The 23897-nt window shown below is 61.2% G+C and carries 16 protein-coding genes and 1 riboswitch; of the genes, 7 read left to right on the top strand and 9 right to left on the bottom strand.

Annotation, left to right across the window (positions count from 1 at the left end; translation table 11 throughout):
• Positions 1–183: 183 nt before the first annotated feature.
• Positions 184–6393: an apolipoprotein A-IV repeat region-like domain-containing protein gene (locus AS026_RS17690; protein ID WP_062370805.1), complete on the top strand. Its 6210-nt coding sequence runs from the start codon at positions 184–186 to the stop codon at positions 6391–6393.
• A gap of 184 nt (positions 6394–6577) precedes the next feature.
• Here AS026_RS17690 and AS026_RS17685 read toward each other — a convergent pair whose 3' ends face one another.
• From AS026_RS17685 to AS026_RS17670, 4 genes are read right to left on the bottom strand one after another with little or no spacing between them, the layout of a single operon-like run.
• Positions 6578–7186, bottom strand: a complete 609-nt coding sequence (locus AS026_RS17685; RefSeq protein ID WP_018854838.1) for an ABC-type transport auxiliary lipoprotein family protein — start codon at positions 7184–7186, stop codon at positions 6578–6580.
• Between the two features lie 22 nt (positions 7187–7208).
• Positions 7209–8579, bottom strand: coding sequence for an MlaD family protein (locus tag AS026_RS17680; protein ID WP_018854837.1), 1371 nt, complete (start codon positions 8577–8579; stop codon positions 7209–7211).
• A 9-nt stretch (positions 8580–8588) separates the two neighbouring features.
• A complete protein-coding gene (locus tag AS026_RS17675) occupies positions 8589–9434 on the bottom strand; it encodes an ABC transporter ATP-binding protein (RefSeq protein WP_037089011.1) in 846 nt (281 codons plus the stop codon).
• A 9-nt stretch (positions 9435–9443) separates the two neighbouring features.
• The gene (locus tag AS026_RS17670) at positions 9444–10613 is read right to left on the bottom strand and encodes an MlaE family lipid ABC transporter permease subunit (RefSeq protein ID WP_205634475.1); all 1170 of its coding nucleotides are present in this window, start codon (positions 10611–10613) and stop codon (positions 9444–9446) included.
• A gap of 99 nt (positions 10614–10712) precedes the next feature.
• On the opposite strand from AS026_RS17670, the gene dgcA reads away from it, so the two are divergent.
• On the top strand, positions 10713–11696 hold the full coding sequence (gene dgcA / locus AS026_RS17665; RefSeq protein WP_062370801.1) for an N-acetyl-D-Glu racemase DgcA: 984 nt from the start codon (positions 10713–10715) through the stop codon (positions 11694–11696).
• Here dgcA and AS026_RS17660 read toward each other — a convergent pair.
• Together AS026_RS17660 and AS026_RS17655 are read right to left on the bottom strand one after the other, a co-directional pair.
• Positions 11648–12868, bottom strand: coding sequence for an MFS transporter (locus AS026_RS17660; RefSeq protein WP_062370799.1), 1221 nt, complete (start codon positions 12866–12868; stop codon positions 11648–11650). The two genes, dgcA and AS026_RS17660, sit on opposite strands and share 49 nt — an antisense overlap.
• Positions 12869–13031: 163 nt before the next feature.
• Positions 13032–13838: a UDP-2,3-diacylglucosamine diphosphatase gene (locus AS026_RS17655; RefSeq protein WP_025661673.1), complete on the bottom strand. Its 807-nt coding sequence runs from the start codon at positions 13836–13838 to the stop codon at positions 13032–13034.
• Between the two features lie 245 nt (positions 13839–14083).
• Here AS026_RS17655 and AS026_RS17650 point away from each other — a divergent pair, with 245 nt between their 5' ends.
• Positions 14084–16396, top strand: a complete 2313-nt coding sequence (locus AS026_RS17650; protein WP_062371001.1) for an NADP-dependent malic enzyme — start codon at positions 14084–14086, stop codon at positions 16394–16396.
• Positions 16397–16518: 122 nt separating this feature from the next.
• Entirely contained in the window at positions 16519–17604 is a 1086-nt protein-coding gene (locus AS026_RS17645) for a DUF2865 domain-containing protein (RefSeq protein ID WP_062370797.1), read from the top strand.
• A gap of 6 nt (positions 17605–17610) precedes the next feature.
• Here the strand turns inward: AS026_RS17645 and bluB are convergent, their stop codons facing one another.
• Together bluB and AS026_RS17635 are read right to left on the bottom strand one after the other, a co-directional pair.
• Positions 17611–18300: a 5,6-dimethylbenzimidazole synthase gene (gene bluB / locus AS026_RS17640; protein ID WP_062370795.1), complete on the bottom strand. Its 690-nt coding sequence runs from the start codon at positions 18298–18300 to the stop codon at positions 17611–17613.
• A 40-nt stretch (positions 18301–18340) separates the two neighbouring features.
• Positions 18341–18522: riboswitch (cobalamin riboswitch) on the bottom strand.
• Positions 18523–18548: 26 nt separating this feature from the next.
• The gene (locus AS026_RS17635; protein WP_062370793.1) at positions 18549–19382 is read right to left on the bottom strand and encodes a TolB family protein; all 834 of its coding nucleotides are present in this window, start codon (positions 19380–19382) and stop codon (positions 18549–18551) included.
• A 217-nt stretch (positions 19383–19599) separates the two neighbouring features.
• Here AS026_RS17635 and AS026_RS17630 point away from each other — a divergent pair, with 217 nt between their 5' ends.
• From AS026_RS17630 to AS026_RS17620, 3 genes are all read left to right on the top strand, one after another.
• Positions 19600–21528, top strand: coding sequence for an LTA synthase family protein (locus tag AS026_RS17630; RefSeq protein WP_062370791.1), 1929 nt, complete (start codon positions 19600–19602; stop codon positions 21526–21528).
• 81 nt (positions 21529–21609) lie between these two features.
• A complete protein-coding gene (locus AS026_RS17625; RefSeq protein ID WP_018854826.1) occupies positions 21610–22134 on the top strand; it encodes a DUF1003 domain-containing protein in 525 nt (174 codons plus the stop codon).
• A 133-nt stretch (positions 22135–22267) separates the two neighbouring features.
• Complete coding sequence (locus tag AS026_RS17620) at positions 22268–23143, top strand: hypothetical protein (protein WP_025661667.1); 876 nt, start codon at positions 22268–22270, stop codon at positions 23141–23143.
• Positions 23144–23318: 175 nt separating this feature from the next.
• Here AS026_RS17620 and AS026_RS17615 read toward each other — a convergent pair.
• The coding region (locus AS026_RS17615) for a group II intron maturase-specific domain-containing protein (protein WP_280950890.1) at positions 23319–23897 on the bottom strand (579 nt) is incomplete at its 5' end.

The following is a 23897-nucleotide window of genomic DNA, read 5'->3' as shown; positions in this document are numbered from 1 at the left end:
AGTGGATAATGGTAATGTTTTGATACCGTCTGTATGAAAAAGCAGCTATCCACTCTGAAATGATATGCTTATCCGTCCTCGGCAATGTCGACGGGCGGGCTCAGAGGCTAAGGTTTTGTGCGGGCTCCGCGGGAAGCCCGAGGCGTTGTTGAACCGGCTGGGATGTAACGAGGCGTAACGTAAATGGCGAACAACAAGTACAGCGAATCGATTGAGGACAAGGCGTTCAAGGCATTGGACGAGGCGCTCCAGATCGACTTCGGAGAAGACGATACGCTGTCTCGCAACGGCAAGACCGACGCCCCGGAGGCCAAATTGTCCGAAACACCGAGTGCCCGCAATCAACAAGGCTCCAAGGAGCGCGTGCGCCCCGCCAATACGCCTCGCCAGCCCGAGCAGCCGTCTCGCGCCCCGTCCTTCGCCGCCAACGACGCCAACCGCATATCGCCGGCTACGCTTCTCAAGTCCCTGGAGACCGGCTCCAGCCGATCGGCTGTTCGCAACGCAACCATCGTGTCGCTGCTTTGGATCGTCGGCGGTCTCGGCCTCATGGCCCTGCTCTATTCGCCGCAGATCTGGCAGATCCGCTCGATCGCCGATCTTTTGGCTCTTCCGGGCATTGTTGCCGGCCTCATCGGCATCATCGTGCCGGTGTTGCTGTTCTATGCCTTTGCCGTCATGATGGCGCGCGCCCAGGACATGCGCAACGCAGCACGCTCCATGGCCGAAGTTGCGCTTCGCCTCTCCGAGCCCGAGACCGTCGCTTCCGAACGCATCATGACGGTCGGCCAGGCCGTTCGCCGCGAAGTCTCGGCGATGAACGAAGGCATCGAACGCACCATCGCACGCGCTTCGGAGCTTGAAACCCTCGTCCACTCCGAGGTCAACGCCCTCGAGCGCAGCTACGCCGACAATGAATTGCGCGTGCGCGGCCTCGTCCATGAACTCGGGTCGGAGCGCGAAGCGATCGTCAACCACGCTGAGCGTATCCGCACGTCGATCTCGGGCGTGCATGATCAGCTCAAGGAAGACCTCTCTCTTGCCACGGAAGAGATCGCGATACGCCTTGCGACCTCGGGCGAAGCATTCGCCTCGATGATCGACACGCGCGCCGCGGCGATCACCGAAAAGTCGGAATCGGCCATCCAGTCGCTCGGCACGCTGCTTGCGGCAAAGACGGATTCACTGCTGCAAACGCTCACCTCCTCCGGATTCGCACTCACCAACGAATTCGACACGCGGCTGGATACCCTGGCGTCGAGCCTGAGCGAGCATGGAGAGCTTGTCCTTCGGCAGTTCGAGACGCGTGCGTCCACGATGGACAGCAACGCCGAGAAGCTGAACGCCGCGCTGAACGACCGTGCCCGCCAGTTGAACGAAATCCTGATCGCCCGCACCCGCGAGATCAACGAGAGCCTGACCGGTGGCGAGCGCACGATCAGCACCACGCTTGATGACGTTCTCTCCAAGCTCAACAGCGCGCTCGACGAGAAGGGTTCGACCTTCCGCCAGAGCCTGCAGTCGAGCGTCGACGACACCATCATGGATCTCGACCTTCGTTCCGGCTTCTTTGACGAACGGCTGCAAGCGACTGTCGCGCAGCTCTCGACCTCGTTCGATGAGCGCGTCGCGGAATTCGCCAATGCCTTCGACAAGCGTGCAGGCTCGCTCGACACGAAGCTCATGGAGAGCCTCAACCGCATCAACGACACCATGACCGGCGGTTCGGAGTCGCTGAACGGCATTTTGAGCTCGAGCATCGAACGCCTTGGCGCGTCGCTGACCGATCAATCGTTCGCACTGGCCACTGCCCTCGCGACCAGCCAGGAAGTTATGGAAAGCTCGCTGGCAGGCAAGGTCTCCGAGGTCACCGAGGCTATCCATACCCACACGACAGGCATGACCTCGGCGTTGAGCCACGCCACGTCCGAAATCTCCCTGGCGCTTGCGTCGGGCACCTCGGAACTCCACAATAATCTCTCCGCACGCGCGACAGAGTTCCGCGAAACATTGCTGTCCACGACCTCCGATCTCAGCTCGGCCGTCTCCGCGGGCACCGAGCAAATTACTTCGGCCTTCGGCCGCGCCGACGATCTGAACACGATGATCTCCAAGCGCGCTGCCGATATCACGCACGCGCTCGATTCCGCGCATGAGCGGATCGACGGCGTGATGACCGATCGCGGAGGCGCGCTGACTGCCGCCCTTGCCGACAGCCACGACCGCTTTGAGAGCACCCTGGCAAGCCGCTCGGACGCAATCATCAGCGCCGTCTCGGGCAGCCATGAGCGCCTTGCGGACGCACTCGACGACAAGGCCATGACGCTGGCCATCTCGCTGGATGAGAGCCAGAACCGCTTCGAGGATGCGATCGCCAAGCGTGCGGAAGCGATTGCCGCTTCGATCGCCAGCGGCCATGAGAAGCTCGCCGATACTCTTGATGACAAGGCAATGGCCCTCGCCATCTCCCTCAACGAAGGCCAGTCGCGCATTGAAGACACGCTCGGCCATCACGCCGAAACGATCAGCAACTCGCTTGCCGGCGGGCACGACCGGATCACCGAGGCGCTTGATGACCGTGTCATGGCGCTTACGGTATCGCTGAACGAAGGTCATAGCCGCATCGACGAGGCGCTTGCCCGGCGCGTCGATACCATCGCGAATTCGATTGCTACGGTCCAGGACCGCCTCTCGGATACGCTGGACGAGAAGGCCATGGCGCTCGCGATCTCCTTCGGAGAAAGCCAGAGCCGTTTTGACGATGCACTGGAAGCCCGCACCAACGCCTTGCTCGACACCGTGGCCGGCGCCGAGTCCCGGGTTGCCGGCGCCCTCGTCGACAAGTCGGACGCCATCCGCAGCGCCTACACGGAAAGCCAGGAGCGCCTCGAGCGTTCCCTGAACGAACACGCATCGACGCTTGCCGGAACGCTGTCGAGCGGCAGTGATCGGATCGAGCAGCTGGCTGGCAGCGCCGCGGCCCGCATCGAATACAACCTCAGCAATGCGCATCAGAAATTGGAAACACTGCACGGCGACGCTGCCGCCCGCATCGAAGGCGGTCTTGCGGCTGCGCATGATCGTTTCGAAGCCCTGACCGGCAATGCCGCTACGCGCATCGAAAGCGGCTTGGACTCGGCCCATGAACGCATCCGTTCGACGCTGGCCGATCGCGAGCAGGCTATCAACCTCGCCCTCACCGACGCCCACAGCCGTATCAGCGATACGCTCTCCGATCAGGCGACGACGATCAGCGCCTCGATTGCCACCAGCGTCGGCATGCTGGAAATGTCCCTGGAAGACCATGAAGTCTCGCTTCGCCAGGCGATCGACAACAGTGGCCGGGCCCTGGAAGACCGCCTGCGCGACAGCACCGGTCACATTGCCGGCCGTTTCCAGGAGGCTGCTGGCGAGATCTCACGTTCGGCAGAGACCTTCTCTTCACAGCTCGACCAGTCGATCGAGGGCATGACGGGCCGCTTTGCGGAAACCGGCTCGCGCGTCGAGGCCGGCCTTGCCGCCCTCGAAAACCGCATCCGTGACGGCGTCGGCGGCGTGGCCGAGCAGGTCGACGCCGCTGGCGGTCGCCTCTCCAGCACTTTGTCCGACGGCATTTCCCGCCTCGGAACGCTCGGCGAAGACGCAACGAACCGTATCGCTGCGGCGATCAACGGCAGCGCCACGAAGTTTACCGAAACGATCGATCGCCGCACCGCCAACCTCACCTCGGAGATCGACTCCCGTACGGTCAGCATCGACGAGGCGATGGAACGCGGCAGCGTCCGCATCGGGGAGCGCCTGTCCACGATGGACCGGGCCCTCACAGTCGGCCTCGACGCCGTCAATCGCACGATCGAAGGTAAGGCTGCCGGGCTCGCGGCTTCGCTGCGCAGCGCCGTCGCCGAGACGACGAAGGGCATCGACGACGAAGCAGCCCGCGCCGCCGAAAACCTAGGCCGCACCGGCCAGCAGTTTGCCGAAGGCCTCGACGCCAAGAGCAACGAGTTCGCCCGCACGATCGAAGAGCGTTCCGAGCAGATCGTCGGCCGCGTCTCCGACGCCCAGAACCGTTTGGCCGGCCAGGCAGCGGCCGTTGCCCAGACTTTCTCGGAAGCCGGCAATGCCATTATCAAGAAGGTCGCCGAAGCCGAGACCCTCGTCAGTGGCCAGGTTGGCGCCATTTCCCGCGCTCTCGGCGACGCCCAAGCGACTTTCGAAAACCATGGTGCCGGTATCCGCACGACGATTTCCGACGCAAGTCAGGAAATTACCTCAACCATGGCAGACGTCGAACGTGCTCTGGAAGCACGTGGCAATGCAATCCGTTCGAACCTCGAGGATCGCACGCGCGAAATCGACTCGACGCTGACCAATGTCGAAAAGGCGCTCGAGGCGCGTGGCGACGCCATCCGCTCGACGCTCGACGATCGCACCCGCGAGCTCAATTCGATGCTGTCCGGTCGTTCCACGGAGCTGTCGCGCATTCTCGAGGAGACGGCGCGACCGCTGATCGACCGCTATGCCGAAGCAGGTAAGGACGCCGCCGCGCGCATTACGACAGCGACCGAACGCAGCACCGAGCGCCTGCGCAGTGAGAATGAGGCGCTCGTCAACGCAATCACGGCGCGGACCGAAAGCGCATCCTCGGCCGTCGACGCGATGGAAAACAGCCTGCTTGCCAACGTCAACAAGCTGATCGAACGCCTGTCGGACAACAGCTCAGCTATGGGCCAGGTGATGAGCCGTGCCGCCGAAAATCTCGCGGCAGTGGATGGCCGCCTCGGCGATACGACGTCGCGCTTCACCGAGTCTGCCCAGAAGGCCGCCGAAATGGTGTCTGCCTCGACGCGCCTGCTCGAAGGCAAGGTCGACCGCCTCTCGGACATTTCGGGCCAGACGCTTGCCCAGGTCGGCGGTATCATCGGCCGGTTCGACGAACACTCCAAGGTGCTCAGCCAGGCATCCGGCCTGCTGGCAGCCGCTCAATCCAACCTCGTGTCAACGCTCGAGGATCGCGAAAGCGCCCTCCAGAACCTTTCCGTGGGACTCGTCCAGCGCTCCGAGGAAATCGAACGGACGATGCGTGCCCTGGGCGGCATGGTCGAATCCGCATTCGACCGCGCCGAACAGCGCTCCAACCAGGTCAGCGGAACGCTGCGCGAAAGCGTGCAATCCTCGTTCTCCGACATCGGCCGCGTTCTTTCCGAAACCGAAAAGCGGGCTGAGGAAGCCGCCTCAACGATGCGCGCTGCGATCGTCAAGGCCGGCGAAGACGCCAATGCCACAATCGACGGCGCCTTCGGCAACGCCGAACGTCGCTCCAGCGAGCTTTCCAGCCGCTTGCGTGGCGGCCTGACGGCCTCCCTGTCGGAAGTCGAGCGTATGCTGGGCGAGGCAGGTCGTGCATCCGACGGCGCTGCCCAGACCATGCGCGAGTCGCTTCGCGAGGCAGTCGAGGAGGCAGTATCCCGCTTCTCCGGCGCCACCGAGGAGATCCGCCGCTCGGCCGGCGATATCCGCAAGGAACTCGACATGACCCGCAGCGAATTGAAACGCGGTGCATTCGATCTTCCGGAAGAGGCCAAGGAAAGCGCTGCTGCCATGCGCCGCGCCGTTGCCGAGCAGATCAAGGCTTTGCAGGACATCTCGCACATCGTTGGCCGCTCGACGCAGCAACTGGAGATCTCCGAGCCTGCGCCGCGGGCCATTCCTCAGCCTCAGCCTCAGCCTGCGCCACGCCCGGCTCAGCCGGCCGTTACCCAGCAGGCGCCCCAACCCACCCCTCCCGCAGCCCCCGCCCCGGCTCCGGCAGCAACACCCTCGCCGATCGAGAACCTCGGTCTGCGTGGCTCCCTGACGCCTGCAGCCGCAACGCCGCAGCGCGCCCCCGTTGCCGCTCCCCCGGCAAGCGGCGGCTGGATCAGCGACCTCCTGCGTGGTGCATCGCGCGATGAGACCACCGAGGAAGCTCCAGCACGGCACCCAGCCCCACGCGCCGAGGCTGCCGCGGCGGCACCTGCCCGCACGGCCGATAGCCGCAATCCGCGCCACGTCGTCGAATCGCTGAACTCGCTTTCGGTAGATATCGCGCGTGCAATCGATCATGACGCTTCGGTCGATCTGTGGCGTCGTTACCAGCGTGGCGAACGGGACGTCTTTACGCGCCGCCTCTACACGCTGAAGGGCCAGCAGACCTTCGACGAGATCAAGCGCAAGTATGATCGCGAGCCGGAGTTCCGCACCGCCGTCGATCGTTATATCGCCGATTTCGAGAAGCTCCTTTCTGATGTTTCCCGCGGCGATCGCGACAAGACGATCACGCAGTCCTATCTGACCTCGGATACCGGCAAGGTCTATACGATGCTTGCTCACGCCGCAGGGCGACTGGGCTAAGCCACACTCAAGGAACAAATGAAATGGCCGCCCAAGAGGCGGCCATTTTCATCTCGGGCGATTGTCCTGACGTCGCTCTCTGCGAAAGATCGGGTCGGGTCGTGGACGGTGGATCGTGTTACGCCATCGCGCTAGGCCGGCACGCGCCAGCAGGCACCTTGTGGTGCATTGCCGGCGCCCTCGATCAGATCGACTGGAGGGTCCAGTTCACGATCTCAGCCGTCACGCTCGCGAACGCGCGATCGAGACCCTTCACAAGACCGTCGTTGGACCCATTGGCCGGCACCGCTTGTCTGAACACTTTCTGGGTTCTCACGGTGCCATTCCGGTCGTTCACGATCTTGGCCGAAATCTCGACGACCGCGTGGCTGCCACCGGTCGTGTCGATCTCGAAAGCGCGGATATCGGTCACGAGCTGATAGTCGATCGCCAGTCCCTGCCCCGGCACGCCGACGCCGCCGAGCTTGCCTGAGTTCTCGTAGGCTTCGACGAGCTTTGCCTGAACCATGCGCGGCAGCTTGTCGCCCCATTGCGCCTTGGAAAGGTACTGTATCTGCGACGGCGCCACCCGAATGACAATCTGTTCGCTGTCGATCGCCCGCAACGCAGTTGGCTGCTGCACCAGGATCTGCCGGCCCCTGGCCGCAGGCCCACTGCCAGTCACCGACGCGGAGAGGTCGTAGGTGTCGTTCCTGGCAGCCGTCCCACAGCCTGCCAGACCCGCCAATAGCGGCAGCGTAATCGCGGTCGTCGATAGCCACGAACGACGCTGCAACAGATCCGATACGGCCATATGCGCTCCCCTAATATCCCTATTAACGCCGCGTCCGGCCATCATATTGCTTTACGGTATCCCCACCGAAGATCAGCCGCTGCGGATTGCGGTCAAAATTGCCGATCGCATCGTTGAGGTTTTGCACGGTGGAGCGCGTGTCGTTGATGAGCGACTGCACATCGCGCAACCCACCGCTGGAAAATTTCTGCAAGTTGTCCGCAATAGGACCGATGCGCGAATTCAGATTGTCGGCGACCTTCTTGAATGAGGTGAGCGTGTCACGCGCCTGCGCAAACAGCGACTGCGTATTGTCCGTACCAAGCAGCGCGTCCAGCTTGATCAGAATGCCGTCGACACGTGTGGACGCCGCGTTCAGCTTGTTCGCCATCTGCGAAACATTCTGGATCGTCTGGTCGATGTCCTTCTGCCGAGCCGAAACAGTGTTCGCGACGTCCTTGATCGAAGCGACTGCGGTGCGTGCGTCCTTTGTCGCCTGGGAGATATCGTCGACGGATCCCTTGACCTTCGCCGGGTCGATCTGCGCGACCAACGTATCTACTCGATCGAGCGTCGCCTGCGCCTTCTTGCCGAGGTCGTTGTAGGTCGTCGCCGTTTCCTGGAACTTCTGGATCGCTCCCTTGAAGTTGCCCGAAGCATCGGCGACGTCGCGGCTGACTTTCTCGGCATTGCTGAGAATGGTGTCGATCTTCTTCGCGTCGACGGCCTTCACGAGGGCCTCGACCGCTTCCAGCGTCGAGTCGACACGACCCGAGACCTTACGCACGGTCTCGGAGAGTTGGCCGACACTCTGCAGGAACGAGTCGATGTTGCCTGAGTTCTTGGCCAGTGCATCGGAGAAGGTCTCGGCATTCTGCAATGTCTTCGTCAGCGGCCCGCGTGCATCCGTCACAAAGCCCTGAATCTGCCCGACAGCATCGTTCGCTCTGTCAAGAATCTTGTCTGCCGTCGCCAGAAGATTCGTGACACTCGACTGATCCGCGACGATGACCGCTCGCTTTCCGGTCTCGAGGGACTGTTGAAGGATGTTCTTTTCGCCGATCCTCCCGCCCGAAAGTTCGATATAGGCAGCACCCGTCAGACCCTGGATTTCAAGGATGGCTTTCGTCGAGGGATAGATAGGCGCGTCGACCCGCACCTCGGTGAACGCCAGTGAGAAACTGGGATCGTCGGCATCGATGGACAGCGACTTGACCGAACCGACCTGAATGCCGTTGAACCGCACCGGCGAGCCGACGCTCAAGCCGTTCGCGGAGCCGGGAATCCGGACGATCAGTTCGGCCATCGGCCCACCGCGCCCATATTCCGCCATCCAGTAGACGAAACCGAACGCCGCCGCGATAACGAGCACCGTGAAAAAGCCGACAATCGTGTAGTTCGCTTTTGTTTCCATCGTATCCGCTCACTTCCCGCGGCTATCTTGCGCCAGGCTGTCCTTGCCTGCGTGGCCACGCTGCGGCACGACCGAACGCGCCCGCTTGCCCTTGAAATAAGCCTGAACCCAGGGATCGTCGCAGGCCAGCATGTCGTCGATCGTTCCCTCGACCAATACCCGCTTCTTGCCAAGCACCGCAATCCGGTCACAGACCGAGAAGAGACTGTCGAGGTCGTGCGTGACCATGTAGACGGTCAGGCCGAGGGTGTCCCTGAGCCTTGCGATGAGCTCGTCGAACTCCGCGGCACCGATCGGGTCGAGGCCCGACGTTGGCTCGTCAAGGAAGACCAATTCCGGATCGAGCGCAAGCGCGCGTGCCAGCGCAGCACGCTTGATCATGCCGCCCGAAAGCTCCGACGGGTATTTGTCGGCGGCATCCGCCGCAAGCCCGACGAGGCGGATCTTGAGCTGCGCGAGTTCGTCCATCAGCGACTGGGGCAGGTCCAGATACTCGCGCATTGGAACCTGGATGTTCTCCCGGACGGTCAGCGACGAAAACAGCGCCCCCTGCTGGAACAGCACACCGAGCCGCATGTCGAGCGCGTTGCGCTGCGGCTCGTCCAACTCATCGAAGTCCTGACCGAGAATCTTGATCGTTCCAGAGCGCCGCGGCAGCAACCGAAGCACCGTCCGCATCAAGACCGACTTGCCCGTTCCCGACGCTCCGACAAAACCGAGAATTTCGCCGCGATAGATATCCAGATCCAGATGGTCGAGAACAACCTTCGACCCGAAAGCGACGGTCACGCCGCGCGCTGATAGCACGACATCTCGCCCCTCGTTGTTTCCGGTCTCTGTATGCTGCCCGTCCACGTACAATCCTTAGAAATTGATGGCCGCATAGAACATGGCAAAAAGCCCGTCCATGAGGATAACGACAAAGATCGCCTTCACTACCGCCGCGGTCACGTGCTGGCCAAGCGACTCGGCGCTGCCGCCTACCTTTAAGCCCTCGACCGCCGCAACGATACCGATAACCAGCGCCATGAACGGCGCCTTGATCATCCCGGACAGCACCGTCGACAGCGTGATCGCCTCATGCAGGCGGGAGACGAAGTTGGCGAAGGTGATGCCGGAATAGGCCCAGGCGACCACGGCTGCGCCGGCGAGCGAGGCAAAGTTCGCGATGACCGTCAACAGCGGCAGCGCCACCGTAAGGGCAACTAGGCGCGGGAAAATCAGCACGCCCACGGGATTGAGCCCCATGACCTTCAATGCGTCCACTTCCTCGCGCATCTTCATCGAGCCGATTTCAGCCGTGATGGCGCTGCCCGAGCGGCCGGCAATCATGATGGCGGTGAGAAGCACACCGATTTCGCGAAGCTGCAGGATACCGACGAGATCGACGACGAAGACTTCGGCGCCAAAATAGCGGAGCTGAAAGGCGCCCTGCTGCGCGATGATCGCACCAATCAGAAACGACATCAGCAATATGATCGGCACCGCGCGCACGCCCATGTGGTCGATCTGGTTGACGATCGACGCCGGCGATACGCCGCTGCCTCGCCCGAATTTCATTTGCGCGCCGCGGACAGCGGAGCCGAGGATATACATCGCGGCCGCGAGGTTGTTCCAGAGCTCAGAGGTGATCTTGCCGATCGGTGCGAAGATCCGCTCCGGCCAGCTTGCGCTTGGCTGCGGCTCCTGCTCGGGCTGCGGCGGTTCCTCGGAAAACTCCGCGATCATCTCGTCGATATGGGTGTTACTGCCTTCGAAGCGCACGAGCCCACCGGCGCCTTCCACCTGCTTCTTCAGCCGGCAGAGCAGCCAGACGCCCGCAGTGTCGATATCGGTCACGCCTGACAGGTCGAGTGTCACCTCGCCGCTTCGGCCGGCGGTAAGCTTGTCGAAGTCACGCAAAACGAGATGCAGGTTGGCGCTTCGCCAGTTCCCTTCGATATGAACGAACTGACCCGCGCCATGGCTCTGGTCGTCCACATGCAGTGAGGCGGCGTTACGGGTTTCGGACTTCAAAACGCTTGTGTCTTTCAAGGCTTACGGCGACATTGCCGACTCGCGAACTAACGGTTCGCCGCTTCGGATCAATATACCCAAGCCGCACCAAATTTCCATGCGCGCAGGATTGCAAATATGCCACGGTCACTTGAAATTCAGACGGATTCCTTCCCCATAGCGGGCACATTCACGATCTCGCGGGGCGCCAAAACGTCGGCAGACGTGATCCTCTGCATAATCCGGAAAAACGGGTTTGCCGGCCGAGGCGAATGCGTTCCCTATCGCCGTTATGGCGAGACCATGGAAAGCGTGGCAGCACAGATCGAAGCGGCAAAGCCGTTGATTGAAGCCGGCCTGACGCGAAAGGAACTTCAGCGAGCTATGCCTCCCGGCGCCGCGCGCAATGTCGTTGACTGCGCCCTCTGGGATCTGGAAGCCAAGAGTTCGGGCGAAACCGTGATCATGGCGCTGGGCCTGGCGCAGCCGCAGCCGCTGACGACCGCCTTCACGATCTCGCTCGGCGAACCTGACGTCATGGCTGCACAGGCGCGCGCAAACGCCGATCGGGCCCTCCTGAAGGTCAAGGTCGGCACCGGCGATGACGAAAGCCGTATCCGCGCGGTTCGCGAGGCAGCGCCCAATGCGGCGATCATCCTCGATGCCAATGAGGGCTGGCCTGACGAAACGCTTGAGCATCATCTGCGCATCGCTGCCGAGATGGGCGTCGCCTTGGTCGAACAGCCGCTGCCGGCCGGCAAGGACGAATTTCTGGCGGAGATCCGTCGTCCCGTTCTCGTTTGTGCGGATGAAAGCGTCCACCATACCGGGGACCTCGCCAGCCTTCGCGACCGCTACGACGCGATCAATATCAAGCTCGACAAAACGGGTGGCCTCACGGAGGCGCTTGTGATGAAGAAAGAGGCGCAACGCCTTGATTTCAAGATCATGGTCGGCTGCATGGTCGGCACATCGCTGGCAATGGCGCCAGCCGTGCTGTTGGCCCAGGACGCCGAGTTCGTCGACCTCGATGGACCGCTGCTGCTTGCTCGCGACCGCGAACCGGGACTGCGTTATACGGCCTCTCTCGTTTTCCCGCCGGAACCGACGCTCTGGGGCTGAAGATAGTAAGCCGCGATAACCAGCCCGAGACCGGTCAGGGCGACGAGTGCCATCACGTAGTAGCTTGCGAGGCCGAGCCAAGCGTAGATGTAACCGGAGGCGATGGTCATCAGCCCCATGAACATGCCGTTGTAGAAGAAATACGCGCCCTGCGCCGACGATTCCTGCGTCTCCTGCACCGAGGCGACGATACGTGTCTGCACGCCCGTATGCACGAACGCATAGGTGCAGGAATGCATGCACTGAAGCAGGAAGAAGCCCCAGAACCCCCAATGCATCGGGAACAGAATCCAGCGACACACGCTGACCGCCGCCCCGAACCGGATTAGCGTCCAGGCGCTGAATCGGCGGTTCAGCCGGCGGGAAAGAAAGAAGACGGTCACTTCGGCCGCAACGCCAGCACTCCACAAAACGGCGATCTCGGTGCCGGAAAAGCCGAGTTCTCGCCAGTAGAGGGATGCGAAGGCCTGCAGCACCGCGTGGCTCGACTGCTGGATTGCGACCCCGATCAGCAACGCCAACAAATGGGGCTGGCGCAGAGAACTCCCCGTTGCAGCCGAGATATCGACAGGTATCCCGCGCCTGCGCGTCGGGCCGATCCGGGGACAATAGATAGCCATCACAACAGTCATAACAAAGCCAAAGGTCATGACCGGCAACACCATCTCGCCACCCCAATGCCCGATCAGCTGCCCGCCGATCAGAGTGGAGACGATGAACGCTACCGACCCCCATACCCGCATGGAGCCGTAATCCAGACCCCAGCGCCGCACTCCGGAGATCACGATCGATTCGACAACCGGGACATAACAGGCAAAGGTCGCTCCCTGGATCGTGTAGACGATCAGCACCGGCCAGAATGTGTTCGTCCAGTAGAGCGCGATGGCTGTCAGCAGCGACAGGACTCCGGAAAACAGCAACACATCCGCTCGCTCCCTCATCCGGTCGGCATACATCGCCACGATCGGGGCGACGAGCACGCGCACGACCATCGGCACCGCGAGGATGACGCCGATCTCGTGGTCGTTGAATTCGTGCTGTGCAAGCCACATCGGAAAGAAGGGCAACGCAACACCATTGACGAGCAGGGGCGCGCAGTAAGACAGGGCACTGAGAAGCCGAAAGCGCGGCGGGGCGCCCTCGCTTGTCTGAGGGTTTTGAGCGGGAATCATTAGGTGGACCTGCAGGAAACTGAACGCTGCCTATCACGTCAACCTAAGGGCGACTATGGCAAGAAATTGCCCGATTGAAACGTTTAAAAAAATAAATAGGGCCTGTCGCAAAGACACAACGGGCTAAACTGATGCACTGAATTGCTGGCTTAGGAGATTGCGCCTAAGCGGCTTGCGGGGCGACGTCCTTTTCGCGATGACCGATCGCCATCGGGACCGCCTGCGTACCGCTCATGGAACGCCATTCGATCAATTCAAAGGCGCCGTCTTGATGCTCGGCGATCGCCGTACAGCTTTCGACCCAGTCTCCAGTGTTGATGTAACGGATCCCGTCCATGTCTTCCATGACAGCGTGATGAATGTGGCCACAAATCACGCCGTCCGCACCGTGCTTACGGGCTTCGTCGGCAACGACGCGCTGGAACTCGCCGATGAAGTTGACTGCATGCTTCACCTGAAGCTTGGCCCATGCGGAAAACGACCAGTACGGCATCCCCATCCGGCGACGGATTGCTGCTAGGCCAATATTGATCATGATCGCCATGTCGTATGCCCAGTCGCCGAGATAGGCGAGCAGGCGGGCGTTGCGCACCACGACGTCGAACTCGTCGCCATGCAGCACGAGGTACTTCTTGCCGTCGGCCGCATCGTGCATGATGCGCTCGGCAACCTCGATGCCACCGAAATGGGTGCCTGGAAAGTCACGAAGGAATTCGTCGTGATTGCCGGGGATATAAATCACCCGCGTGCCCTTGCGCGCCTTGCGCAGCAGCTTCTGGACCACGTCGTTGCAATCCTGCGGCCAGTACCAGCTGCGCTTCAGTCGCCAGCCATCGATGATATCGCCGACGAGGACGATGGTATCCGCCTCGTGATGCTTGAGAAAATCCAACAGGAAGTCCACCTTCGCGGCCTTGGAGCCGAGATGCACATCGGAAATGAAAAGCGTACGGAAGTGCCGCGTATCCATATTGTCCCTCACAAGCATCCTGCTCGTGTCCCATGGTTCACCCGACCATCCAAAACCAGAGTCGTGTTTCAGGAAGATGACATCCGGTTGTCACGCCCGATTTTCCCGGTCTCTACAGACCTGCGCTCCCGTCACGGCAGATTTGCGCTGTTTTCGCATTTCGAACGGAAATTCCGACTGTTCGACCATCCCGTTTGATGTATTGAAGGCAGTTCAAAGACAGCATGCGGCAGCCGGAGGCGATGATGGATCATCACGAAAAGTCCAAGACGGAAAAGAATTTGGCAGGTGGAAGCCTCGACGAGCAGGCGCTCTACTTCCATCGCTATCCGCGTCCGGGCAAGCTTGAAATCCAGGCAATCAAGCCGCTCGGCAACCAGCGCGACCTGGCGCTGGCCTATTCCCCCGGCGTCGCAGCACCCTGTCTCGCCATCCGCGACAATCCCGAGACGGCCGCCGACTATACCTCGCGCGCAAATCTCGTAGCGGTCATTTCAAACGGTACGGCCGTTCTCGGCCTCGGCAATATCGGTCCGCTGGCATCAAAGCCGGTCATGGAGGGTAAGGCCGTCCTCTTCAAGAAGTTTGCCAACATCGATGTCTTCGATATCGAGGTCGATGCAACGAGTGTCGATCAGATGGTCTCGACCGTCGCCTCGCTCGAGCCGACCTTCGGCGGCATCAATCTCGAGGACATCAAGGCGCCGGAATGTTTCGAGATCGAGCGCCGCCTCCGCGAGACCATGAAGATCCCGGTTTTCCATGACGACCAGCATGGCACGGCCATCATCGTCGCTGCGGCGATCCTTAATGGCCTGGAACTGGCCAACAAGAAGATCGACGACGTCAAGATCGTCGCTTCGGGCGCGGGTGCCGCTGCCCTCGCCTGCCTCAACCTCCTCGTCACGCTGGGCGCCAAACGCGAGAATATCTGGGTCCACGACATCGAGGGCCTGGTCTACGAAGGCCGTACAGAGTTGATGGACGAGTGGAAGAGCGTCTACTCCCAAAAGAGCGACACGCGCACGCTTGCGGAAAACATCGGTGGCGCCGACGTATTCCTTGGCTTGTCTGCCGCCGGCGTGCTGAAGCCGGAACTGCTGGCGCAGATGGCCGAAAACCCGCTGATCATGGCGCTCGCCAATCCGACGCCGGAGATCATGCCTGATCTCGCCCGCGCTGCCCGCCCCGATGCAATGATCTGCACCGGTCGCTCCGACTTCCCGAACCAGGTGAACAATGTTCTTTGCTTCCCCTACATCTTCCGGGGTGCTTTGGATTGCGGCGCGGTCACCATCAACGAAGAAATGAAGATGGCTGCCGTGCGCGCCATCGCCGCACTTGCGCGCGAGGAGCCGTCCGACGTCGCCGCCCGCGCCTATTCGGGCGAAACGCCGGTCTTCGGCCCGAACTACCTGATCCCTTCGCCCTTCGACCCGCGCCTGATCCTGCGGATCGCCCCGGCGGTCGCGAAGGCTGCCGCCGAAAGCGGTGTCGCCCTGCGTCCGATCACCGATTTCGACGCCTATCTCGACCAGCTCAACCGTTTCGTCTTCCGTTCCGGCTTCATCATGAAACCGATCTTTGCTGCGGCGAAGAATGCCGAGCGCAAGAGGGTCATCTTCTCGGAGGGTGAGGATGAACGTGTGCTGCGCGCCGCGCAGGTGCTGCTGGAAGAAGGCATTGCCGAACCGATCCTGATCGGCCGCCCGCAGGTCATCGAAACGCGCCTCCAGCGCTACGGCCTGCGCATCCGCCCGCTTTCGGATTTCGACGTCATCAACCCGGAAGACGATCCGCGCTTCCGCGAATATGTCGATCTCTACTTCTCGCTGGTCGGGCGTCGCGGCGTCATTCCGGAGGCCGCCCGCACGATCGTTCGTACCAACACGACCGTCATCGGCGCGCTGGCGCTGAAGCGCGGCGAAGCCGACGCGCTGATCTGCGGCCTAGAAGGCCGTTACGAGAAGCATCTGCGCGACGTTCGCCAGATCATCGGCAAGCGGCATGACGTCTGCGACTTCTCGGCACTCAGCCTGCTGATCTCGCAGCGCGGAGCCACGTTCTTCACGGACACCTACGTCACCTTCAATCCGACTGCGGAAGAAATCGCCGAGTCCGCGGTTCTCGCCGCCGAGGAAATCAAACGCTTCGGCATTACGCCGCGCGTGGCCCTCGTTTCCCACTCGAATTTCGGCTCGCGTGAATCCGAGAGCGCGACGAAGATGCGTGCTGCTCTCAAGCTCGTTCGCGAAGCAGCCCCGGAGCTTGAAGTCGACGGCGAGATGCATGGCGAGAGCGCGATCTCCGACGCCCTGCGCAAGCGCGTCATGCCCGACACGACCCTGCATGACGAAGCGAACCTGCTGGTCTTCCCGAACCTGGATTCGGCGAACATCACCCTCGGCGTCGTGAAATCGATGATCGACGGCTTGCATGTAGGGCCGATCCTGCTGGGCGCTGCGCTGCCGGCGCACATCCTGGCGCCCTCGGTGACCTCCCGCGGTGTCGTCAACATGGCTGCCCTCGCCGTCGTCGAGGCTTCACAGCCGGCGTGATTTGCGGCCGATCGAGAAAATGCGCTAAGATTCCGACTGCAGCCTGTTAAGACAAACGGGCTAGCAATGGAGGCGCGGCAGGACGCCGCGCCTTACGACCTGCTCATCGATGGGACGATGCCTTGAACCGCTGGATTCTGTCATTCGCAGCCGCACTTGTGTTGATCGGCCCGGCCCATGCCCAGGTGCCGGCGATCTGCGGAGACCTGCGTGCCCGCCTTGCCGATCTGCCGCAAATCATCGGCAGCACGCCCGAGGTGCGCAAATTCGCCAGCGCCATCGCCGAACAGAACCTTGAGCTTCGCAAGGTCCGCAGCGATCTCCGTCAGAACGGCTGCACAAGCGGCAGCATGGTCGTGATCGGCGACGATGACGGCTATTGCGGGGAGCTTGAGCGCGCGGAGAGCAAAATGGTCGACAACATCCGTTATCTGCAGCAGCGGCGCGACGAGCTGCGTGGCCAAAGCGAGGATGTCCGCACTCGAAACGAGCTTCTTGCGGCGCTCGATGACAATGGCTGCAACGAGGAACAGTGGCCCGCCGACAGCGGCGATGGATATGCACCGCCTCCAAGCATTGAAGATCAGGCGCTGCGAAACGACACCTTCGTACCGCCGGGTGGCGATCCCGGCCAACGCCGCTACGGTCTCCCCGGCATGTCGACGCCCTCTCATCTCAATACCGTCTGTGTGCGCACCTGCGACGGTGGCTTTTTTCCGTTAAGCTCGAATGCAACCTCGCAGGACTTCGCCCGCGATGCCGACACCTGCTCGAAGATGTGTCCCGGCATCGACACCGAGCTCTTTTATCATGACGTCTCCAGCACTGAGACTTCACAGATGATATCGGCGGCAACGGGCGCTCCTTACAGCGCGATGCCGAACGCTTTCGCCTACAAGAACCGCAAACCCGGCGAAAAATCATCCTGCAGCTGCGACCTCAACGCCTACTATGAACGGATGCGAAAAAGCCAATCGATCAGCGAACCGCCGCAACAAGGATCGATCACCACGATCGAAACCAAGAAGCCCGAGCCAGCGAGCAAGGTCGCCGCCCCGGCTGCACCGCAGCCTCAGGTGCCGGACAGGCCATATGATCCGGCGACCAACAAGGTGCGCCAGATCGGTCCGCAGTTCTTGGCCGGCGACCAAGGCACAATCGACCTCAAGCATCCGGCAAAGCCGGGCCCTCAGCCGCGGCAGCAATAGCCGCCCTCAGTCCGCTGGATTGTCCCAGCGATCCGAAAACACCAGTTCCTCCAGCAGCAATCGCTGGCGCCATCCTTTGACGGCGAGTTCCGGCTGGTCATAGAGCCGGTCGACATAGCCGACGCAGAGCCAGGCAACGATCTCGACCCGATCAGGAACACCGAGGATGTCCTTGATGTCGGACTCGTGAAAGATGCTCACCCAGCCGACCCCCACGCCTTCGGCTCGGGCGGCGAGCCACAGATTCTGCACGGCACAGACCGTGGAGTAGGAATCCATTCGCCGATTGTGCGTCCTGCCAAGAACGACATCGCCGCAGCGATGCGGATCGCAGGTCACGCAGATGCTGAGCGGTGCGGTGCGGATGCCCTCAAGCTTCAGTGACCGGTAGAGCTGTTGCCGCCCGCCTTCAAACATCTCGCCCGCCTCGCGGTTGGCGCGATCGAAGGCCTGCCACACGGCCTCCTTCACCTTGTCATCGCGCACCAGGATGAAATTCCAGGGCTGCATGAACCCAACGGACGGCGCGTGATGTGCGGCCGTCAGAAGCCTTTTGACGACATCGTCCGGTATGGCATCCGGGAGAAACTCGGAACGCACGTCGCGTCGCGTCGAAATCGCCCTGTAGACGGCGTCGCGTTCCTCGGTCGAAAAGGCTGCGGCTCCCGACAGGGAGCCTGAATGGTCTGGTCGCATCGTCAATCCCCAACAACACAACCGCCCGCCGTCCACGCGGGTCAGTCTATGATGTCGGGCCGGTCTTCTGACTTGGCGTCATCCGACTGCCGCGCCTTCCCGGTACTAGACCAGTGGCTCTTTGCGGCAGCCGTCAGCCTTACAGCGTTGGGCACGTTTCGGTCTTTCACCGAATTCCCGATTCTCCCGCCTGCGGCGGGCACCCGACGGACGCGTCTATGCCTATAAACCCTGGCCGACGCAATCCCTTAATCCGAGACGGGAAAGTAGCGCACATAGGCGAACTCATCACCTGACGGCGACCAGTTGGGCACGTTGACCGTTCCCTGCCCGCCGAAGAGATCGAAGAGCGTCGTCAGGTTTCCGCCATCCATGTCCATCAGCCGCAGGCGAACATGGAGGTCGCGTGGATGGTCGAACACATCAGGATCGTAAGAAAGGATCAGAACCTTGTCGTTGTTGGGCGACGGATGGGCAAACCAGTTCCCATAGTTGTCACTGGTGACCTGCTCGAGACCGGTCCCATCGGGATGGATTCGCCAGATTTGCATGAGGCCGGTGCGGCTAGAATTGAAGTAGATCCATTGACCGTCGGCGGAATAGTCCGGCCCGTCATTGCGTCCCTCGCCGTGGGTCAGCCGCTTTTCTTCGCCGCCGTCAACGGAGATCGTGTAGATATCGAACAAATCGTTGCGGATGCCACAATAGGCGAGTTGCTTCCCGTCGGGCGACCAGCCGTGCCAATAGGATGGCCGATTTTGCGTCACCAGCCGCGGCGTACCACCTTCGGCCGGCAGCACATAAATCGTCGACTTCCCGAACTCGGTTTTGTCGGAGATGACGATCTGGCGGCCATCGGGCGAAATACCGTGGTCGTTGTTGCAGGTCGTCGCAAAGCCGGTATCGACCTTGCCGACCTTGCTCGAACCATCAAGTGCGAGACGGTAGAGGAGTCCGTCGCCGTTCAACAGTAGATAGGTCCCATCCGGCGAAAAGTTCGGCGCCTCAACGAGTTGCGTGGTTTGCCAGACGACGCGCGCCTCGCCTGTCCTGATGTTGTAGATCTCAACGGAACTGCGCAATCTGAATCCTCCTGAGCATCGAATCCGCCAGACCTACGACGGCTCGCCACTCAGCACAAGCAAATGCGCCTGACCGAGAATCTGCTCTGGAGGTAGCTCCTGCGTGATGGGCGTTTTATCCACCGATCACAAATGCGGGAAACCTAGCGGTTCATCTAGCGTTCATGACGAAGATGTGACAGTTCGACGAAGCTTTTATGACGTCGGAGTTTTCCAGTTGATCGCGTTGGTAATGAGGTCTGCAGCGGCAGCGCGTTTTGCGTCGCTTTCCACCGATTTCGGGGGAAGCGCTCGGTCGCCCGCCCTACGCACCGCACTCAGCGTTGCTTTTTGTGCCCTGCTTGCGCTCCTTGCCACCGCCACTGTCGAGATCATTGCCCGCGATGGGTTGGCCGACGTCCGCGAATTCCTGACATCGCCTGTGCGTCCGGGGATGACGACGGTTGTGATGTTGACTGTCCTGATGCTGTCGCTCGATGCAGTCCTGGGCCGGCGGTTCATTTCGGCGCTGATCGTTCTTCCGCTTGTGATCGTCCCCGCCATCGTATCCAACCAGAAGCAGCACTACCTTTCGGACCCGCTTTATCCATCGGACGTCCTTTTCGGGCGGCAGATCATGGAACTGCTCCCTGTGATGGTGCGCGACCGCCCCTGGACGGCCGTTGCAATGCTTGTCGGCATTGTCCTTTCCGCTACCGCGATTGTCATCTTCTGGCGCTTCGCCTGGCGCAACTTCCCGAAGCTCCCAAGGGCCTCTCGCGTCCGCCGGCTTTGCGTCGGCCTGCCCGTTATCGCGGCTTTCGGGTCCTTGATGGACTATTCCCAGTATTCCTTCATCCGTGACCGCCTGCAGGTGGTTCCGATGATGTGGGACCAGAAGGAAAACTACCGGAGCAACGGCTTCATCCTCGCCTTCATCTTCAACATTCCGATGGCAGACGTGGCAGCGCCTGTCGGCTTCGGTACAGAGGCGCTCGACGCCATCCCCGGCCGCAACTACGGCTACCTCAGCGGACCACGCGAAAAGCCTGACGTGATCATGCTGATGAGCGAGTCATTCTGGGATCCGACCCGCCTGAAGACGCTGAGCCTGTCGCCAGATCCTATGCCGACGATCCGTGCAGAGCAGTCCGGCTATGTCTTCTCGCCGGAGTTTGGCGGCATGACCGCCAATGTCGAATTCGAGGCGCTGACAGGTTTCTCCAACGCCTTCCTGCCATACGGCAGCATTCCCTACCAGCAATACATCCGTCGTGATGTTCCCTCGCTCGCCACGTTCTTCCGTGGCGAAGGTTACGCGGCGCGGTCGCTGCATCCGTTCAGCGGCTGGTTCTGGAATCGCAACGAGGTTTACAAGGACTTCGGCTTCGAGCAGTTCCGCTCCGAAGAAACCCTGCCTCCCATGGAAAAGCGAGGCATCTTCGCTTCGGACGAGTCGCTTATGAAGGAGATCATGAACGAGGCTGACGGCATGGATCGCCCGTTCTTCTTCTTTGGTGTCACCTTGCAGGGACATGGCCCCTACGAACCGAACCGTTACGCCCACAACACTATCGACATCAAGGGCAACCTGAACGTTGCCGACCGCGCCACCCTTGGCACCTATACGCAGGGTGTCAAGGAAGCCGACGACAGCCTCAAGATGCTGATGGATTGGGCAGAAAAGCGCGACCGCGAAACGATCATCGTGCTGTGGGGCGACCACCTGCCCCCGCTCGGCAATGTCTACATGGCGACCGGCTACATGCCGGACCAGGTTGCCACCCGCAAGGCATCAGTGAGCGTCATGAAGCAGGAACACGAGACCCCGCTCGTCATCTGGTCGAACAAGAAGGGCAGCAAGAAGGATGTCGGCACCATCAGCCCCTCACTGCTTCCGTACCACCTCCTGAAGTTCGCCGGCTTCGAGCATCCCTACTACACGGGCTTCCTTGGCCGCGTGCAGAAGAAGTACCGCGTCATCGACCGATATCAGCTCATCGCCCGCGACAACGCGGCATCTCCCGATTGGGTCCTGAAGCCGAAGAACCTCGATCCCCTCGTCCGGGACTATCGATACCTCCAGCATGACATCATGTTCGGCAAGGCTCAGACGCTCGAGCGGTTCTTCCCGCAGCATGCCTGGCTCTATGCGCAAGGCACATAGAAAAGCGGCACAAGCCCGCATTGCAATTTGAAAACATTACGGAATACTGGCGCCCGAGCGATCTAGCATTCGGAGTCGGCCATGCATAACCTATCGGACCTCATCCACCATCACTTCGACAAGCCGGCCGACGAACTCGGCGAGATCGAAAGGCGCGTTCTCGCGAAGGCGCACGAGCGCAAGATAATCTCGACCGATATCAATGCCGCTCTTCAAGCCGAATCTTCCTCCGGCCAGCGCTTGGCAGATACGATTGCGCGTGTTGGCGGCTCGTGGAGCTTTATTATTGCTTTCCTGCTCTTCCTGGTCTTCTGGTGCGTTGTAAACACCATTGTATTGCTGACGCGCGCCTTCGATCCCTATCCGTTCATTTTCCTCAATCTCGTGCTTTCGATGCTGGCGGCGATCCAGGCTCCGATCATCATGATGTCGCAAAACCGCCAGGCGGAGCGCGATCGGTTCGAGGCGGCAAAAGACTATGAGGTCAATCTCAAAGCAGAACTGGAAGTTCTATCCCTCCATCAGAAGATTGACATGCGCGTGCTCACCGAAATTGCAGCATTGCGCGAAGACATCGAGCGTTTGAACCAGCGTCTGCCCAGTTGATCGAAGGATCCGGGATCGCTTGAATTTAACTATAACAATCGATTAACGATCCGCTAACCAAGTCCCGCATTGAAACACCGACGCAAATGTTGGAGGAGCAACGGGAACCAATCCGATCCGACAATACGATACGATGCTCACTGGCCGACTGCATACACGCGACGAAATCCTTCATCACCCTCTGTTTCTGTCGATCGAACGCCAGATCGCGCTCCACCTTATCGGAATTCACAAGCGAGCTCCTCGCCTTGCCCGCCTCGCCGCCTCGCACCAAAAGTGGCTGCTGACGCAAACGCTGTTTGCCATGCACGCCGGACGGGACCGAGACAACCCGCTTTCGGGACTCACGGCCGGCCGCATGATGCAGGCCGCCAAGGAGTTCGATCTCGCCAGCAAGAATACGGCTGCCTCGTTCCTTGCCGAACTCATCGCCTATAAGTTCCTGCGGGATGCTGCCGATGAAACGCCCGACCGGCGCCTGCGTCGCCTCGAGACGACCGAGGCGAGCGAGGAGGCCATGGCCTCCTGGTTCCAGGGCCATATGGCCTGCCTCGATCAACTCGACGGCGGCAATCGCGCAAGCCTGACCGCTGACACCCCGCGACACTTCCTTCTCGCACAGCCACGCGCTGCGCGTGCCCTTATCCAGGATCCGGTCTGGAAAGAACCACCGAGCAGCATCGGGCATTTCCTCTGGTCGGATGTCGGCGGCCTCGTGCTGCACGATCTGATCAGCCGCCTGCCGGACGACGCGCGGGAGCATGATCGCACTCTGCTGAAAGGCGTGACGATCAGCGAAATCGCGAGCGACTTCGGCATCTCCCTCACCAACTTGAAACGGATGTTCAAGAAAGCAGAAACGGACGGCATGCTCGGCTGGGAAAACCCGCGCAACCTCGGCACGCTATGGCTTTCCAAGACATTCATCGAGGACTATTTCCACTGGCAATCCGCAAAGTTTGCTGAATTAGACAGCGCTATCCACTGGGCGGCCGACCAAATCCGCTAGCACCATTGAGCATCCCGCCGATGCGGAACTTATACGGACCAACGTCCGATGCGGTAGTCAGAGCGCGCCACCCGCCACCATCGTATAAATCGGCATAGGGGACGATCGATGTGATCGCACCCCTGCCACACCACCCGGCATGCGGGTCCGCACCGGGCGGTTCGAGAGATTGAGGTTAGACGAGCCTGGGCATTCCAAGTTGGTCAGCCCATCTAATGGTGAGGGTGGCGTTAAGGAGCTTGCCGCTGTTGCGCCACCAGCGACCGGCATTTGCTGCCACTTGCTGGGCCACCCCAGGTTTCGCTCCCCTTGCCATCATTTCCCGAAAGATCGTCCTGCCGTGCTTCCATTGCTTGAGCTGGATTGCCCTCACACGATGGCGCATCCACTCGTCCAGCGCTTGCCAGACCCGAGGTGTTTGCGCCAGCCGGAAGTAGGCTTTCCATCCGCGCACGAAGAGGCGCAGCCGTTCTGCCACCGCTTTCAGGGATCGACCCGTCACGCGCGGTGTCAGTTCGCGAATGCGCTCCTTGAACGCCTTGATTGCCTTGTCGGCAACCCGTCTCTTGACCACCCGCCCTGGTGCTTTGAAGAAAGCATAGCCGAGGAATTTGCGGCCGAAGACGGTGGCAACGGCGCTCTTGGTCTCGTTCACCTTAAGGCGAAGTCGGCCATAGAGACGCCGCAGCAGAGCCATCACCCGCTCGCCCGCCCGCTGTGACCGCACGTAGACGTTACAGTCGTCGGCATAGCG

The sequence above is a fragment of the Rhizobium altiplani genome (assembly GCF_001542405.1).
GTDB classification, from domain to species: Bacteria; Pseudomonadota; Alphaproteobacteria; order Rhizobiales; family Rhizobiaceae; genus Rhizobium; species Rhizobium altiplani.
The sequence above is the reverse complement of the archived record's forward strand: the minus strand, read 5'-3'. Positions and strand labels throughout refer to the sequence as shown.